General features: G+C 62.3%; 15 protein-coding genes. All 15 read right to left on the minus strand.

From position 1 onward, the window contains the following. Nucleotides 1–10 precede the first annotated feature (10 nt). Complete coding sequence (locus GCT19_RS05995; protein ID WP_152851314.1) at nucleotides 11–829, minus strand: SDR family NAD(P)-dependent oxidoreductase; 819 nt, start codon at nucleotides 827–829, stop codon at nucleotides 11–13. Then, nucleotides 826–1,050: an SDR family NAD(P)-dependent oxidoreductase gene (locus GCT19_RS44335; protein WP_152851315.1), complete on the minus strand. Its 225-nt coding sequence runs from the start codon at nucleotides 1,048–1,050 to the stop codon at nucleotides 826–828. Before GCT19_RS44335 ends, GCT19_RS05995 begins: the two co-directional genes overlap by 4 nt. 13 nt (nucleotides 1,051–1,063) lie before the next feature. Then, entirely contained in the window at nucleotides 1,064–2,185 is a 1,122-nt protein-coding gene (locus tag GCT19_RS06005) for an acyl-CoA dehydrogenase family protein (RefSeq protein WP_152851316.1), read from the minus strand. A gap of 2 nt (nucleotides 2,186–2,187) precedes the next feature. After that, nucleotides 2,188–3,390 (minus strand): acyl-CoA dehydrogenase family protein, encoded by a 1,203-nt coding sequence (locus GCT19_RS06010; RefSeq protein WP_018436089.1) that lies wholly within the window; start codon nucleotides 3,388–3,390, stop codon nucleotides 2,188–2,190. Between the two features lie 78 nt (nucleotides 3,391–3,468). Then, complete coding sequence (locus GCT19_RS06015; protein ID WP_018436088.1) at nucleotides 3,469–4,248, minus strand: enoyl-CoA hydratase/isomerase family protein; 780 nt, start codon at nucleotides 4,246–4,248, stop codon at nucleotides 3,469–3,471. A gap of 48 nt (nucleotides 4,249–4,296) precedes the next feature. After that, entirely contained in the window at nucleotides 4,297–5,190 is an 894-nt protein-coding gene (locus GCT19_RS06020; protein WP_018436087.1) for a crotonase/enoyl-CoA hydratase family protein, read from the minus strand. A 32-nt stretch (nucleotides 5,191–5,222) separates the two neighbouring features. Next, complete coding sequence (locus tag GCT19_RS06025; RefSeq protein ID WP_026228813.1) at nucleotides 5,223–6,755, minus strand: class I adenylate-forming enzyme family protein; 1,533 nt, start codon at nucleotides 6,753–6,755, stop codon at nucleotides 5,223–5,225. Between the two features lie 33 nt (nucleotides 6,756–6,788). Further along, on the minus strand, nucleotides 6,789–7,604 hold the full coding sequence (locus GCT19_RS06030) for a 2-oxo acid dehydrogenase subunit E2 (RefSeq protein WP_152851411.1): 816 nt from the start codon (nucleotides 7,602–7,604) through the stop codon (nucleotides 6,789–6,791). A gap of 52 nt (nucleotides 7,605–7,656) precedes the next feature. Next, on the minus strand, nucleotides 7,657–7,887 hold the full coding sequence (locus GCT19_RS06035; RefSeq protein WP_152851317.1) for a biotin/lipoyl-containing protein: 231 nt from the start codon (nucleotides 7,885–7,887) through the stop codon (nucleotides 7,657–7,659). 44 nt (nucleotides 7,888–7,931) lie between these two features. Continuing rightward, nucleotides 7,932–8,924 (minus strand): alpha-ketoacid dehydrogenase subunit beta, encoded by a 993-nt coding sequence (locus GCT19_RS06040; protein ID WP_152851318.1) that lies wholly within the window; start codon nucleotides 8,922–8,924, stop codon nucleotides 7,932–7,934. Further along, nucleotides 8,921–9,907 carry a thiamine pyrophosphate-dependent dehydrogenase E1 component subunit alpha gene (locus tag GCT19_RS06045; protein ID WP_152851319.1) on the minus strand — a complete coding sequence of 329 codons (987 nt, stop codon included), beginning with the start codon at nucleotides 9,905–9,907 and terminating at the stop codon, nucleotides 8,921–8,923. Before GCT19_RS06045 ends, GCT19_RS06040 begins: the two co-directional genes overlap by 4 nt. A 16-nt stretch (nucleotides 9,908–9,923) precedes the next feature. Next, nucleotides 9,924–11,633: an FAD-binding protein gene (locus GCT19_RS06050; protein ID WP_152851320.1), complete on the minus strand. Its 1,710-nt coding sequence runs from the start codon at nucleotides 11,631–11,633 to the stop codon at nucleotides 9,924–9,926. Further along, a complete protein-coding gene (locus tag GCT19_RS06055; RefSeq protein ID WP_152851321.1) occupies nucleotides 11,633–12,991 on the minus strand; it encodes an aromatic ring-hydroxylating oxygenase subunit alpha in 1,359 nt (452 codons plus the stop codon). The genes GCT19_RS06050 and GCT19_RS06055 overlap by 1 nt, the downstream gene beginning before the upstream one ends. Nucleotides 12,992–13,150: 159 nt before the next feature. Further along, nucleotides 13,151–14,083: an electron transfer flavoprotein subunit alpha/FixB family protein gene (locus tag GCT19_RS06060; RefSeq protein WP_152851322.1), complete on the minus strand. Its 933-nt coding sequence runs from the start codon at nucleotides 14,081–14,083 to the stop codon at nucleotides 13,151–13,153. A gap of 2 nt (nucleotides 14,084–14,085) precedes the next feature. Next, the gene (locus GCT19_RS06065; protein ID WP_152851323.1) at nucleotides 14,086–14,835 is read right to left on the minus strand and encodes an electron transfer flavoprotein subunit beta/FixA family protein; all 750 of its coding nucleotides are present in this window, start codon (nucleotides 14,833–14,835) and stop codon (nucleotides 14,086–14,088) included. Between the last annotated feature and the right edge of the window lie 5 nt (nucleotides 14,836–14,840).

Here is a 14,840-nt window from a genome sequence, read left to right on the forward strand (position 1 = left end):
TTGTCGGCCTTCACTGAAACACGGTGCCCACGGAATGCAGTTGCGGCAGTCCCAGGAGATTGGCCCCGCCATCTATGAAGAGGGATTGGCCAGTGATGAAGCGGCCGTGCTCGGACACAAGTCCCAGAACCGCTGCACCAATGTCTTCCTCGGCACGACCGTGGCGGCGCATCGGATTGAGACGGGCGACAGCTTCGGCCTTCTTTGCATCGCCACGATAGAAGGCCGCGTAAGACGGACTCCAGCCGGACGGCAAAACCGCGTTGACCGTGATGTTGTCGCGCCCCCATTCATTCGCAAGGGTTCGCGTGAGACCGCGAATCGCTTCCTTCGCGGCGTTATAGGCAAGACCATATTTGCTGCCATAGACGGCATTGATCGACCCGAAATTGACGATCCGGCCGCCTCCTGCTTGACGAAACCATGGCAGTGCCGCCTGACTGGCCCACAACGATCCGTAGAGGCCGGAACGAAGCGCCACTTCGAGGTTCGCGTCGTTGGCCGAGGATTCGACCTCGACCAGATCCGGTACGACCTGCGCATTGTTGACGAGAATGTCCAGCCGCCCGAAATGCCTGGCGCCGTCCTGCACCAGAGATTGGACCTGAGATTTGTCGGTCACGTCGGCTGGAATGAATAGCGCTTCCGCGCCGATCGCGAGAAGAGATTCAACGACTTTCCTTCCCTTTTCCGCCGAGCGGCCGTTTACGACGATCTTCGCGCCAGCACGCGCAAGTCGTAGAGCAATGCCTTCGCCCAAACCTTGGGTCGAACCGGTGACGACGGCGACCTTTCCATCGAGTTGTTTCGCGAAAGTGCTCATCGTCATGAAGCCCCGGAAGCCGCGGACGGTCCGCACCCGACGACAGCGTCCTGGTCTAGCTGCGGTGCGGCGCTTGCTTCGAACGGAAAGCCGGCAGTGTCGCCACCATAATCGTTCACGACGATGCGTGCGCCGCGAAGCGCAAGCTCCGTCGCAATCGCCCGGCCAATGGCTCCGGCAGCACCGGTCACTAGGGCGACTTGTCCATCGAACGAAAATTGCGGCATAACGACGACTCGATCAGCCGGCCGCTACGCGGTCGAGATGAAAGTCGATATCGCCGAACATCTTCTCCATCATCGCCATCTTGCGGAAGTAGTGCCCCACCGGATATTCCTCGGTGAGCCCCATGCCGCCGTGCAACTGGATGCCCTGCGCGCAAACGAATCGATTGGCGCGCGCCGCAACGGCCTTGGCCGCCGAGATTACGCGGCTGCGTTCGGCCGCCGTGCCGTTCAGGTGCGCGATCCCGCAGTACAGCATCGAGCGTGCCTCCTGCGTGGCGACGAACATCTCCGCCATGCGATGCTGCAGCGCCTGGAACTTGCCAATCGGCTGGCCGAACTGCGAGCGTCCCTTGATGTACTCCGAGGTGATCGCCATCACGGCTTCCATCATGCCGAGGCTCTCGGCCACGCTCGCGAGAATCGCGAGTTCCGTTGCTTGCGTGAGTACCTCCATCGCGCGATCCGGGCCGACGATCAGCGCATCCTCACCGAGCTCGACGTTGTGCAGGTCGATATCCGCGGCACGCGATCCATCGAGTAAGCGGTACGAACGGCACGTCACGCCCGCAGCGCGTCGATCGACGAGAAAAACGCCCACACCCTGCGACGCACCTTCGACTCGCGCGGTCACGAGCAACTGATCTGCCGACGCGCCTGCGATCACCAGCGTCTTCGCCCCGCTGATCAGATAACCCGAGGCTGTCTTGAGCGCGTGCGTTCGTGCGTGACAGCCCACTTTGTATCGGCTGCCCGCTTCGCTGTCCGCGAGCGAAAGCAGAAGCTTGCCTTCGATGACGGCGGGAAGCAGTGTCTCGCGCTGACCCTGCGCATCGCCTCGCTCGATGATCGTCGCGCAAAGCAGCGCCGTCTGTACGACCGGCTCGAGCGCCATGCCGCGACCCAGCGCCTCCATCAGGATCGCCGTTTCGACAAACGAACACCCGAGACCGCCGACGTCTTCCGGCATGGTCAAGCCGAGCCAACCGAGGTCCGCATACGCGCGCCAATGTTCGCGGCTGAAGCCCTCTTGCCCGGCCGCGATGCGCGTGCGCGCCTCGAATCCATACTCCTGCTGAACATAGCGCTCGGCGCCATCCTTCAGCATCAATTGTTCTTCGGAGAAATTGAAGTCCATGGCTACAGTCCAAACGCCAGCTTGGCGATGATGTTCTTCTGCACTTCGCGCGCGCCGCCATAGATGGTGGATGCGCGAGCGATCAGATAGCCCGACGTGCGGCCTCCGATGTATTCCGGCCAGTTTTCGTCGACTACCGGATCACCATGTGGCTCGCTGTGGTCGTCGAAACGCATCGCGCGAGGACCCAGTGCGTCCATTTGCAGCTGCGTCACACGCTGTTGCATCTCCGACCCGCTGATCTTCAGCGCAGAGACGACAGCGTCCAGATTGCGCTCGCTCTTCTCTTCAGAGAGGATGCGCAGCACGGACCATTCGAGCGCCATCAGGTCCGCTTCGACCTCCGCGACCTTGCGCGCGAACCCGGGGGTATCGATCAGGCGCACGCCGTCCACCATCTCCTGAGCGGCGATGTCTTTCGCGCGTTGCAGCTCGCGTTTGTTGAAGTACAGGAACGCGCTCGCCGTGCGCTCCTTTTCGAGCAGATACTTCGCATAGGTCCAGCCCATGCCAGCCTCGCCCACGAGATGCGTCTTCGGCACACGCACGTTCTCGAGGAACACTTCATTCAGCCCCTTGCCGCCCTCGATCGAGACGATCGGACGCACCGTGATGCCCGGTGTGTCCATCTTGACCAGCAGGAAGGAGATGCCGCGTTGCGGCTTGACCGTCGTATCGGTCTTGACGAGGAAGAAGCCCCAATCGGCAATCGTTGCGTCGCTGGTCCAGATCTTCTGGCCATTGATCACGTATTCATCACCGTCGAGCACGGCCGTGGTTTTCAGCCCGGCCAGATCCGAGCCCGCGTTCGGTTCCGAAAAGCCCTGGCACCAGAACTCGTCGCCACGCAGGATAGGCCCGAGGAAACGCTCCTTCTGCCAGTCCGACCCAAACGCGATGATGACGGGCGCCACCATCTGAGTGGACTGCCACCCGTAGTCCATCGCATCGGCGTTGTACAGCTCTTCCATGAAGATATGCTTGCGCAGCGCGCTCCAATCAGTGCCGCCATGTTCGGCCGGCCAATGGGGGGCGCCCCAGCCGCGCTCGTACAGAATGCGCTGCCATCTGCGGATATCATCGCGCGCGGGCGGATGCACGCCATCACGCCAGCGGCGCGAGATGTCGGCCGGTGCATGCTCGTTGAAAAACTTCCTGACTTCCTGACGAAATGATTCGTCTTCCTCGCTGTAGCCGAAATGCATGCTTGACTCCTGAATCTCTTTCGTCTTCGTTTGTCTGCTCTGCCGCGCCGCCGTGCTGCGCTCGTGCGGGGTCTGCGGCTAGCGGCCCCTGAAAGCGGGTGCGCGCTTTTCTCTGGCCGCGAGCCGTCCTTCCGCCGCATCCTCGGAGTTCACGGCGAGCGCCACCGCGTTGAGTTCCTGAGCCAGAAACTCTTCCATGCTGCCCGTGTTCAACCTGAACAACTGCTTGGTCAGCCCGAGGGAAAATGTCGGGCCGGCCGCAAGTTCGCCAGCCAGCTTTTCGGCAGCCGCGTCGAGTTCGCCGTCTTCGACAAGATGACTGGCAAGACCCATATCGAGCGCTTCCTTGCCGCTCAGCCGACGGTTCAGATACATGATTTCCTTCGCACGAAACTCGCCGCAATGACGCGCGAGCAGATGCACCATGCCACCTTCGGGCAAGGTGGCGCGCATCAGGAATGCGGGGATGAACTGCGCCGTATCCGAAACGACGAGCTGGTCGGCACATAGCGCAAAGCTCCATGCAATCCCGACCGCCACACCCCGTACCGCCGCGACCATTGGCTTGTTGAGGTTGTACAACCGCAGCGCGATCGTCTGATACACCGCCATCGATGCACGCGCGTGCGCCACACTCATCTGCGGCGGCGCGGCGCCGCTGCCCTTGATGTCGGCGCCGGCGCAAAAAGCGCGGCCTGCGCCGGTGAGGATCACCGCGCGAATCTCCGGGTCCTGTTCGATTCGATCGAGGTGACCGAGAATCAGCTGGAGCATCTCCGGCGTCAGCGCGTTGAGCTTCTCGGGGCGGTTCAGACACAGCGTCGCAACCGCGCCGTTCAATGTGAGTTCAACATCCATGATGTTCGGATCTTCGTTTGGGTTGGATTGGTCGCTTCGAACGACGGGTCAACTGCCGCGAGCGTGCAGCCGGATCATCCCGTCGCCGAACGGCTCGTCGCGGCGCTTGAGCGCTTCCTTGAGGCCAACCGCTTCCATGTCTGCCTTGAACTGCGCGCGCCGCGGCCCCTGGCTCTGATGAGCGCGAGCGTCGTTCTCCACCGCAATGCGTTGAAGCGTGCGCGAGCCGGCCAGCTCCAGGCCGAGGTTGACGATGCGCTTATTCGCAGCCAACAGATCGGCATCGACGAACGACAGACGGCGCGCCAGCTCGTTGACCTCCGCGTCGAGCTGCTCAACCGGCACCGCATCCATGACGAGGCCGATCTTCGCGGCGTCGCGGCCCGTCAGCGAGTCGCCGGAAAGCAGCAGACGCTTCGCCCACTGCGGGCCCACGTGATAGAACCACATATGCGCAGGCGGCGAGCCGTTCGCGCGCGTGGCGGGGAAACCGATCCTCGCATTGTCGGCGGCGATCACCATGTCGCACGCGAGCGCCAGATCCGTGCCGCCCGCAAGACAGTTGCCATGCACCTGCGCGATGATCGGCTTGTGGATTTCGGCCATCAGATTGACCGTCTCCGACTGCCGCTCCATCGACCAGCAGTCGTCGTCGAAGCTGCGAATCGTGCCGCGATAGTCACCCGGATCGACGGCGTCCGCGGCACGGTCCGAATACGTCGTCACGAGATCGTAGCCCGCGCAGAAATCGCGCCCCGCTCCCGACAGCACGATCACGTTCACCGATTTGAGGTCGTCGGCTTCGAGCAACGCCGCTTTGAGCTCCTGCAGAAGCGGATTGTTGATGGCATTGCGCTTGTCCGGACGATTCAGCGTGATACGGGCAACACGTTCGGCTACTTCAAACTTCACGCATTCCGAACTCTTTAGCCATTTGGCCATGATCGATTCTCTCCAAATCAGGCGACTGCCATTCACTGGGCAAACTGCTGGCGCAAACTCACCTTGCTGATCTTGCCGGTGGGCAGTCTCGGCAGCTCGTCGACGAAGGCGATGGCTTTCGGACATTTGTAGCTCGCGATCAGGCCGCGGCAGAACTCGATCAATTCGGCTTCGCCCGCATGCTCGCCCCGCCGCAACACAACGATCGCCTTCACGCACTCTCCCCACTTCTCGTGCGGCACGCCGATCACCGCCACGTCGACGACCGCCGGATGCTGCCCCAGCGCATCTTCGACTTCACGGCTATAGATGTTTTCGCCGCCGGAAATGATCATGTCCTTCTTGCGGTCGACGAGGAAAATGTAGCCGTCCTTGTCCTGGTAGCCCATGTCGCCCGAGCGGTACCAGCCGTCGCGCAGCGCTTCCACCGTCGCCACGCTGTTGTTCCAGTAGCCGCTCAACTGCGTCGCCGAGCGCAGCCAGACCTCGCCGGTCTGACCTTGCGGCAGATCGTTGCCCTGATCGTCGACGATGCGCAGGTCGATGCCGGGACACGGACGTCCCACCGATGCGAGGCGTCGTACCTGTTCCGGCGACCCTTGAGGCTTCACCTCGTGCGCAGGCAGCCAGCAGGCATTGCTCTCGGTCATGCCGTACTGCACCGAAAACACGGGGCCGAGCACCTGAATGCCACGCACAAGCAGTGGCGGCGGCACCGGTGCAGCCGCGGTGACGATGTTCTCGATGCTCGACACGTCATAGCTCGCCAGCTCCGGCACGTCGAGGACCGCCTGAAGCATCGCGGCAACCATGAACGTGAAGGTGATGCGTTCTTTCGCGATCGTCTCGAGCATTTGCTTCGGATCGAAGGCGCGATGTATGACCGTCGTGCCGCCCATCCACGCGACTGCATTGACGAAGCCGATCCCGCCGACATGGAACGCCGGCGTCGTCTGCAGCACACGCGTCTTGCCAGAAAACTCCGTCACGAGTGCGCAGCTTTCCGCGGTGACGCACATCGCATGATGCGTGCGCACGACCCCCTTGGGACGCCCCGTGGTGCCGCTCGTGTACATCAGGTACGCGTAATCCTCGGGATTCGAGCGGATCGGCGGCCCTTCCACCGGTCCGGCTAGCATCACCGCCTCGAACGAAACGGCCCAATCAGGCGCGTCGCCGATGCAGATGTACTGCTCGATTCCGGGCAGTTGCGAACGCAGTCCGTCCACGACATCGGCATACTGAGCCTCGAACACCAGCGCCTTGGGCGCCGCATCCTTCAGAATGTAGAGAATCTCCGCGGGCGCCAGCCGAAAGTTGACGGTCGCCAGAATAAAGCCGGCCCACTCGCATGCACGGTAGCTCTCGTAGTACTCCGCGCAGTTCATCGCGAGGATCGCCACCCGGTCCTGACGCCGCAGGCCACGCTGATACAGCGCGCCAGAAAAGCGTCGTGCACGCTCCGCCAACTGACTGTGCGTCAGACGCCGTTCCGCATACACGAGCGCCGTGTGGTCGGCATGCAAGCGAGCGTTTCGCTCGATCATCTCGCCAAGGGTTCTCATCTCAATCCCGTCGTTGTTGTGTCAGATCGTCTGTTAACCTGCGAGCGCCTGCGGATCGGCCAGCACGGTGCCGATGAATGCGGCGAAGCGCGCTGCGTCGGCTCCGTTGATCACGCGATGGTCATAGCTGAGCGAAAGCGGCAGCATCTTGCGCCAAATGACGCCGCCGTCATCCGCCGGCGCGGCCGCCAGCCGGGTTTTAGTCACGCCGAGAATCGCCACCTCCGGCGCATTGACGATCGGCGTAAAGCCGGTACCGCCGAAGCCGCCCAGCGAGCTGATCGAGAAGCAGCCACCCGACATCTCTGCCATCGATAGTCCCTTCTCGCGGGCCTTCTGCGAAATTGCTGCAAGTTCCACCGAGAGTTCTTCGACACTCTTCTTGTCGCAATCGCGCAGCACCGGCACGAGCAATCCAAAGCGCGTGTCCACGGCGACCCCGATGTGGAAGTACTTCTTCAGAACGATGTTTTTGCCGTCACCGTCGAGCGACGCATTGAATTGCGGAAACTCCTGCAAAGCCCGCACCACGGCTTTGATCAGGAAGACGAGCGGGGTCAGCTTGACCGCCGGATTCGCCTCGTTGCGCGCCTTGCGATAGCTTTCGAGCGACGTAATATCGGCGTCGTCATGATGGGTCACATGCGGAATCGTCAGCCAGTTGCGCGACAGGAAGGCTCCTGTGAGCTTCTGGATGCGCGACACCGGCTTGACCTCTACCTCGCCGAATTCGGCGAAATCGACCTGCGGCCAGGGCGGCAAATTCGCACCGAACGCTGGTGCTGCGGCCTCGACCGAACCAGTATTCACGCTGGCCTGCGCTCGGGTAGCTACGGATTCGACACTCATCGCGGATGCCCCTTCAAACGACTCTTGAATAGCGTGACCGGCCTGTGGCCGATCAGACGATTTCCGCCAGCACCGTGCCGACGGGATACACTTCGCCAACCTGGGCAACGATGCGCAGCGTGCCCGACGCCGGCGACTCGACTTCCTGAACCGATTTGTCGCTCTCGAGCGCGTAGAGAATCTGCCCTTCGCTGACGGTCGCGCCGTCTTCCGCCAGCCATTCGGCCAGCGTGCCTTCATTCATGGAAAAGCCCAGTTTGGGCAGCAGAACTTGTGTGGTCATGAGCTTGCTCTATTGATGATGGAAATTCTGGGGGGGCGCGCTCGTCATTTCAGCGTCGCGCGAACCGCCGCCTCGATGTCGGCCACGCCCGGTACGAACGCGTCTTCGAGCGGCTTGGAGAACGGCACGGGGCAGAATTGCGCGCCCACACGCTGCACCGGCGCCTTGAGTTCGCGAAAGAGTGCCTCGTAGATGCGCGATGCGATTTCAGCACCCACGCCGAACGGCTTGACGGCCTCGTGCACCACGACGGCGCGCCCTGTTTTGGCAACCGAAGTCAGGATGGTTTCGGTATCCAGAGGAGAGACCGTGCGCAAATCGATCACTTCACAGGCGATGCCGTCCTTGGCGAGCGCCTCCGCGGCGACCATGACCTCTTGAACGCGGCGGCTGTAACTGATCAACGTGACGTCCGTGCCCGCGCGCACGACATTGGCCTTGCCAAGTGGAATCGCCACGCCGCGCTCCGGCGCATTGCCCGGGTTCCAGTAGGTCGGCATGTTCTCGATGAACAGACAAGGGTCGTCATCGCGGATGCAGGACAGCATCAGGCCATACGCATCGGCAGGATTCGAAGGTGCGACGACCTTGATGCCTGCGACGTGCGCGAACCACGCTTCGAGGTAGTCCGCGTGTTGACCACCCGTGCCGAAGCCGGCACCGGTCATCGTGCGGACGACGATCGGCACGTTGGTCTGGCCGCCCGACATGAAGCGCAATTTCGCCGCATGATTCACGATCATGTCCATCGCGACGGTCGTGAAGTTCATCAGCATGATTTCCGCAACCGGACGCATGCCGACCATCGAAGCGCCGATTGCCGCACCGATGATGGCCTGCTCCGAGATCGGCGTCGAACGCACGCGCGACGTGCCGTATTTCGACGACAGTCCCTTCGTTACGCCGACAATGCCGCCTTCCTGACCGTCGGCAACATCTTCACCCAGCACGATCACGTTGACGTCAGCGGCCATCGCGTCGTCAAGCGCGAAGTTGACCGCCTGGATGGTGTTGATGTTGGTTGGCATCTGGCTCATGCAAGCACCTCGTCCTTGAAGATGTCGCGACGAAGCTCCGCGACATCGGGATATTCGCTCGACAACGTGAATTCGACCGCAGCGTCGATCTGCGCCTCGTGCCCGGCTTCCATCGCGGCCAGTTGCTCTTCGCTCGCATGCTTTGCATCGATGAGCCACTGGCGGAACAGCGGCACGGGGTCCCTGGCGACCCAGGCCGCCTTTTCGTGCTTGTCCATGTACGCGTCCGGATCGCCAAATACATGGCCCTGAAAGCGGAACGTGTTCGCTTCGATCAGCGTCGGGCCGCCACCGTCGCGCGCACGCTCGACCGCCTCGCGCGCCGCCTTGTGCATCGCGATCGGATCGTTGCCGTTCACTGTCACGCCGGGCATCTGGTACGCGACGGCGCGTTGCGCGATATTGGCCACGGAGGTGCCGTAAGCGTATTTGGTGTGCTCGGCGTAGCCGTTGTTCTGGCAGACGAAAATCACCGGCAGTTTCCAGACCGACGCCATGTTCAGCGACTCGTGGAACGCGCCGATGTTGGATGCGCCATCGCCGAAGTAAGCGACTGCCACGCGCCGTTCTCCGCGAATCTGCGCGGCAAGCGCCAGGCCGTTCGCAATTGGCATCGAACTGCCGACGATGCCGGTCGTGACCATCACACCGGACGCCGGATGGGTAACGTGCATCGGACCGCCCTTGCCCTTGCAGGTCCCGGTCACTCGTCCACCGAGTTCGGCCCAAAGTTCCTTGAGCGGCACACCTTTGGCAATCATGTCGTGAACGCCGCGGTAGATCGTGCAGATGTAGTCGTCATCGGTGAGACACACCGACATCGCCGACGGAATCACTTCCTGCCCGCGCGGCGAGTAGTACGGCATGACCAGCTTGCCGGCCTTGATCACGGCGCGAAAGCGCTCATCGTTCTGCTTGATGAGTGTCATGCGCCTGTAGATGTCGACCAGGACTTCACTGCTGGGCGGCTGATAGGCATTCATTCGTCACTCTCCTGTGTCACCAGATCTTTTGCGCGCCGCTCGAATGCAGCGCCGCGATGTAACCGAACACAAACGATGCGCCGATGCTGCTGCCGGCGCCCGGATAACACCGGCCAACCACGGATGCCGTGCAGTTGCCGGTGGCGTACAGCCCAGGGATTTGCGAACCGTCGTCTTTCAGCACACGCCCGAACTCGTCAGTCACGAGGCCACCAGCAGTGCCCACATCGCCCGGATACATGCGCACCGCGTAGAACGGGCCCTCCTCGATCGGCCCGAGATTCGGGTTCGGTTTGATGGTCGGGTCCCCATGGCAGCGATCGAATGCGCGCGAGCCGCGACCGTAGTCTTCGTCGACGCCCGTCGCGCAGAAACCATTGAAGCGCTCGACGGTCTTGAGCAGGCCAGCGCGATCGATGCCGCATTTCGCGGCCAGTTCTTCGAGCGTGTCAGCCTTGATCATGTATCCACTGTCGAGCCACTTCTGCGGAATCTGGCCCGGCATCGCGGTGCCCCACGGGTAATATTTGCGCTGGCGGCTGTCCATCACGACCCACGCGGGCACGGCCTTACCCGTCTGCTTGTGGCGCTGGTACATGCGCTGACCGATTTCCATATACGCTCCCGCCTCGTCGCAAAAGCGCTCGCCGTCCTGATCGACCATGATCGAAAACGGCAGCGACAGGTCGAGGTGATGCATGAACGGCAACGGCGAACCATCCGGCGCGCGCGCGCCTTCGGGCAGTTCTTCGTTGGGGCCGAGCGACGTCACGACCCACCACGCTTCCTCCATGCAATCCACCGCGCCGCCGAGCGCGATCGCAGCTTGCAGGATTTCGCCGGTATCGCCTGGATTCGCATTGGTCCAATCCGCGGAAGACGGCTGCGGCTGGTACTTGCGGCGCATTTCAGCGTTGTGTGAAAAGCCGCCGGTGTTGAGCAGCACGCCCTGGCGGGCACGTACGCGAAACTCGCGGCCGCTGCGCACTGCAACAATGCCGACCACTCGCCCGTCCTCGACGATGAACTCCCGCACCGGCGTGTCCGTCCAGATCGGCACGTTCGCGCGCAGCGCCATCTGAAGCATGCGCCCCTGAATCGCCGCGCCGTTGGCCACGAGTTCCTTGCCCGTGATCTTCTGGTAAAGCATGCGGCCGCCAAGTTGCATCGCCTTGCGCTTGCCGCCCCACGTCCGCTTCATCAGGAACAGGGTCGGGTACTCGTCCGAGTTGGCTGGCATCGACGGTCCTTTATAGCGCGACAAACGCGGCGCCCATTCGCCCAGTTCCTTCACGTCGAACAGCTTCGCCAACAGGGAGCGGCCACGCGGCTCCCCGCCAGGCAGCGTGTCGTAGTAATCGGACCAGCCGTCCGCGTACACGAACTGCATCCCCTGCTGCTCGAGAAACTCTGCCATCTTCGGCCCGGTGCGCAAGTAAGCCTCGCGTCGCGCCTCCGAGGTGCCCGGACCTTGATACGTGACCGCGGCGTCGAAGTATTGGCGTGCGCGCTCATACGAATCGCTCACGCCGTGGCGCTTCATCACGTGATTGTTCGGCAGCCACCAGACGCCGCCCGAATATCCGGTCGAGCCACCGACCTTCGCCTGCTTCTCGATGATCAGTGCTTCCTTGCCCACCGACTTGCAGGCAAGCGCCGCACACATCGAACCACCGCCGCTGCCGACCACCACGAAGTCGTACGTTGCGTCCCAGCTCGTCGACATCACTCCTCCCGCGCGATGAATTCGCGCAGCGCGCGATGGAAGTTCGAAACCGACGTTTCCTGCAGCGGATTCGTGCGCGAACCCTTGAAGCCGCGCGACTTCATCCCCTGCTGCACGTTGGTCATGTTCTGGAAGTCCTGCCACAGGATCAGGCCGAAGTTCTCCTGAGCGTTCTCTCTCCAGTCGTCGACACCGTAGTAGAACTCGCGCTTGAGCGGCGGCTCCGCGCCCGGCGCGTAGCGCTGCAGCGACCAGATGTCGTAGATGCACGAATCGGGGTTATCGCCGTCCGGGCGTGCGCGGTAAAACAGCGCGCCGTCGGGGTACGGAAGAAATACGAGGTTCGGGAAGACGTGCCAGTCCGCTCCCGCGCGACCGAGTTGCTCGAAAGTGATCTCCGGCCAGCCCGCGCCCTCGGCGATCGCCGCTTCGCGTTGGAAATCCATCGCCTTGGCGAGGACTTCGAACTGGTTGCCCGATGGCGACATTTCCGTCATCAGCCGCTTCGCCGCTTCGTAGTCGCGCGCGGTGTTGATCGCCTTCAGGGTCTCTTCCATCACACGGAAGAAGTTCACAAGACCCTGACGTACGTCCTCCGGCATCGGCTTGCCGGTTCTCGGTGACGGCGCGCCGATCATGCGCGTGGCCGTCGAGTAGCCAAACATGCCGTGGCGGCCATAGGCGAAGCTTCGCGTTACGTCATCTCCGGCGACGTCCAGCAACTGAGGATGTGTTGCCGCGACGTGATAACCCTCGTTGAACGCTTCGAGTGCGACCTTCCAGTTGCACGGAAGACGAATCGACTTGTACCAGCGGTAGCGCATCTTCTCGAACTCGAAGCAGTTCGTGATCTCCGGTACCGGATCGAGGAATTTAGCGAGCGGTTCGGCGTTCGGGTCCATGTTGATGAACACGAAGCCGCCCCACGTGTCCACCAGTACATCGGTGAGACGCAGATCACCGTCAGTCATATCCTCGCAGCCGGCCCAGTCGTCACGATCGAGCACGCGCGCGACGCTGCCATCCAGATTCCACTGCCATCCGTGATAGGCACAGTGGAATTTCGAGGCCTTGCCGCTGCCGTTGGTCAAGCGACGGCCGCGATGCTGGCAGACGTTGAAAAAGGCCTTGATCTGATCAGCCGCCGTTCGCACCACGATGATCGACTCGCCGGCCACGTCGAAGGTGACGTAGTCGCCGGCGTTGGGGATCTCTTCCAGCCGACACGCAACCTGCCATACGCGCGGCCACAGGCGCTCGTTCTCCCGCTCGAGAAATTGCTTCGACAGGTAACTGTCCTTCGGCACAAAATCGAGACGGACCGTGTGTTCACCCGAATCGGGACCTCTGTTACCCATTGCTATCTCCTTCGTGATGTGGCCGGCGTAGGCGCCGGTTTCGACTCTTTATGTAGTGGTCGAGTGTTTCGCAATCGATATGCAACGACCGGTGCAATTGTTGTGAACGGCGTTCAGATGCTAGGCTGACGCCCGGATTGCTGTCAATCCGGGCGAACGTCAATCGAGCGCGGCAGTCAGCGCCGGAACAGCTTCGAAGAGGTCCGCGCTGAGACCGTAGTCGGCCACCTGAAAGATCGGTGCCTCTGCGTCTTTATTGATCGCGACGATGACCTTCGAATCCTTCATGCCGGCGAGGTGCTGAATCGCTCCCGAGATGCCCACCGCGATATACAACTGAGGCGCGACGATCTTGCCCGTCTGACCGACCTGATAGTCGTTCGGCACGAAGCCGGCGTCGACCGCCGCACGCGACGCGCCGACGGCCGCGCCAAGCTTGTCCGCAAGCGCGTCGAGCAGCTTGAAGTTGTCGCCGTTCTGCATGCCGCGGCCGCCCGACACCACGATGTTTGCCGCCGCAAGCTCCGGCCGGCTCGATTTCGTGAGTTCCTGCCCGACAAAACGGGCCTTATCGAAAGCCGGCGCTGATGCAACAGCGCGCGACGGCGCGGTGGTCGAACCGGGGGCTGCTGCATCGAACGCGGTCGGCCGAATGGTGATGACCTTGATCGGGTCGGACGATTGCACCGTTGCGAGTGCATTGCCGGCGTAGATCGGGCGCACGAAAACATCGGAAGCCTTGAACGCAACGACATCCGAAATCTGCGCGCTGTCGAGCAGCGCAGCCACACGGGGCATGAAGTTTTTGCCCACCGCCGTGGACGCTGCGATCACATGGGTATAAGCGCGGGCCAGCGAGACGACGAGTGCGGCGAGGTTTTCCGGCAATCCGTGCGCGTATTCGGGTGCTTCCGCGACGAGGACTTCGGCGACGCCGGCGACGTTCGCAGCTTGCGCTATGACGGCCGACGCGCCGTGGCCCGCCACCAGCACATGAATGTCGCCACCCACTGCGCCCGCTGCCGTGATGGCGTTGAGCGTGGCGCGCTTGAGGGTTACGTTGTCGTGCTCGGCGATAACGAGAATAGTCATGATCAGATCACCTTTGCTTCGTTTCGAAGCTTTTCAATCAGCGCAGCAACATCAGGAACCATCACGCCGCCCTTGCGCGCTGGCGGCTCGGTCACTTCGAGAACCTTCAGACGCGGTGCGACATCAACGCCCAGCGCATCAGGATTCAGCGTATCCAGAGGCTTCTTCTTCGCTTTCATGATGTTGGGTAGCGTCACGTAGCGGGGACTGTTCAGGCGCAGATCCGTCGTGATCACTGCGGGCAGATCGAGCGCGACGCGTTCGAGGCCGCCGTCGATCTCACGCGTAACGAGCAGTTGCTGACCATCCACTTCCGTCTTGAACGCAAACGTTGCTTGCGGCCAGCCGAGCAATGCGGCGAGTTTCTGCCCGGTTTGGCCAGCGTCGTTGTCGATGGCCTGTTTGCCGAGCAAGACCAGTTGCGGGTTTTCCCGCGCGGCGACGGCGGCCAGCAGCTTTGCGACCGCGAGGGGCTGCAGATCCGCATCGCTCTCCACTAGCACCGCGCGATCCGCCCCCATCGCGAGTGCCGTACGCAATACCTCCTGGGATTGCGCTGTGCCCGCCGATACCACGACGACTTCACTCGCAACGCCTGCTTCCTTGAGGCGCACCGCCTCCTCCACCGCGATCTCGTCGAATGGGTTCATGGCCATTTTTACGTTGGCCAGATCGACGCCCGAGCCGTCGGACTTGACCCGAGGTTTCACGTTGTAGTCGATCACGCGCTTCACCGCGACCAGTATCTTCAATTTGA

It is taken from the genome of Paraburkholderia atlantica, from assembly GCF_009362785.1.
Taxonomy (GTDB): domain Bacteria; phylum Pseudomonadota; class Gammaproteobacteria; order Burkholderiales; family Burkholderiaceae; genus Paraburkholderia; species Paraburkholderia atlantica.

Coding starts and splice junctions, on each gene's coding strand:
- GCT19_RS05995 (WP_152851314.1), bottom strand. CDS start 829: ATGACGATGAGCACTTTCGCGAAACAACTCGATGGAAAGGTCGCCGTC.
- GCT19_RS44335 (WP_152851315.1), bottom strand. CDS start 1,050: ATGCCGCAATTTTCGTTCGATGGACAAGTCGCCCTAGTGACCGGTGCT.
- GCT19_RS06005 (WP_152851316.1), bottom strand. CDS start 2,185: ATGGACTTCAATTTCTCCGAAGAACAATTGATGCTGAAGGATGGCGCC.
- GCT19_RS06010 (WP_018436089.1), bottom strand. CDS start 3,390: ATGCATTTCGGCTACAGCGAGGAAGACGAATCATTTCGTCAGGAAGTC.
- GCT19_RS06015 (WP_018436088.1), bottom strand. CDS start 4,248: ATGGATGTTGAACTCACATTGAACGGCGCGGTTGCGACGCTGTGTCTG.
- GCT19_RS06020 (WP_018436087.1), bottom strand. CDS start 5,190: ATGGCCAAATGGCTAAAGAGTTCGGAATGCGTGAAGTTTGAAGTAGCC.
- GCT19_RS06025 (WP_026228813.1), bottom strand. CDS start 6,755: ATGAGAACCCTTGGCGAGATGATCGAGCGAAACGCTCGCTTGCATGCC.
- GCT19_RS06030 (WP_152851411.1), bottom strand. CDS start 7,604: ATGAGTGTCGAATCCGTAGCTACCCGAGCGCAGGCCAGCGTGAATACT.
- GCT19_RS06035 (WP_152851317.1), bottom strand. CDS start 7,887: ATGACCACACAAGTTCTGCTGCCCAAACTGGGCTTTTCCATGAATGAA.
- GCT19_RS06040 (WP_152851318.1), bottom strand. CDS start 8,924: ATGAGCCAGATGCCAACCAACATCAACACCATCCAGGCGGTCAACTTC.
- GCT19_RS06045 (WP_152851319.1), bottom strand. CDS start 9,907: ATGAATGCCTATCAGCCGCCCAGCAGTGAAGTCCTGGTCGACATCTAC.
- GCT19_RS06050 (WP_152851320.1), bottom strand. CDS start 11,633: ATGTCGACGAGCTGGGACGCAACGTACGACTTCGTGGTGGTCGGCAGC.
- GCT19_RS06055 (WP_152851321.1), bottom strand. CDS start 12,991: ATGGGTAACAGAGGTCCCGATTCGGGTGAACACACGGTCCGTCTCGAT.
- GCT19_RS06060 (WP_152851322.1), bottom strand. CDS start 14,083: ATGACTATTCTCGTTATCGCCGAGCACGACAACGTAACCCTCAAGCGC.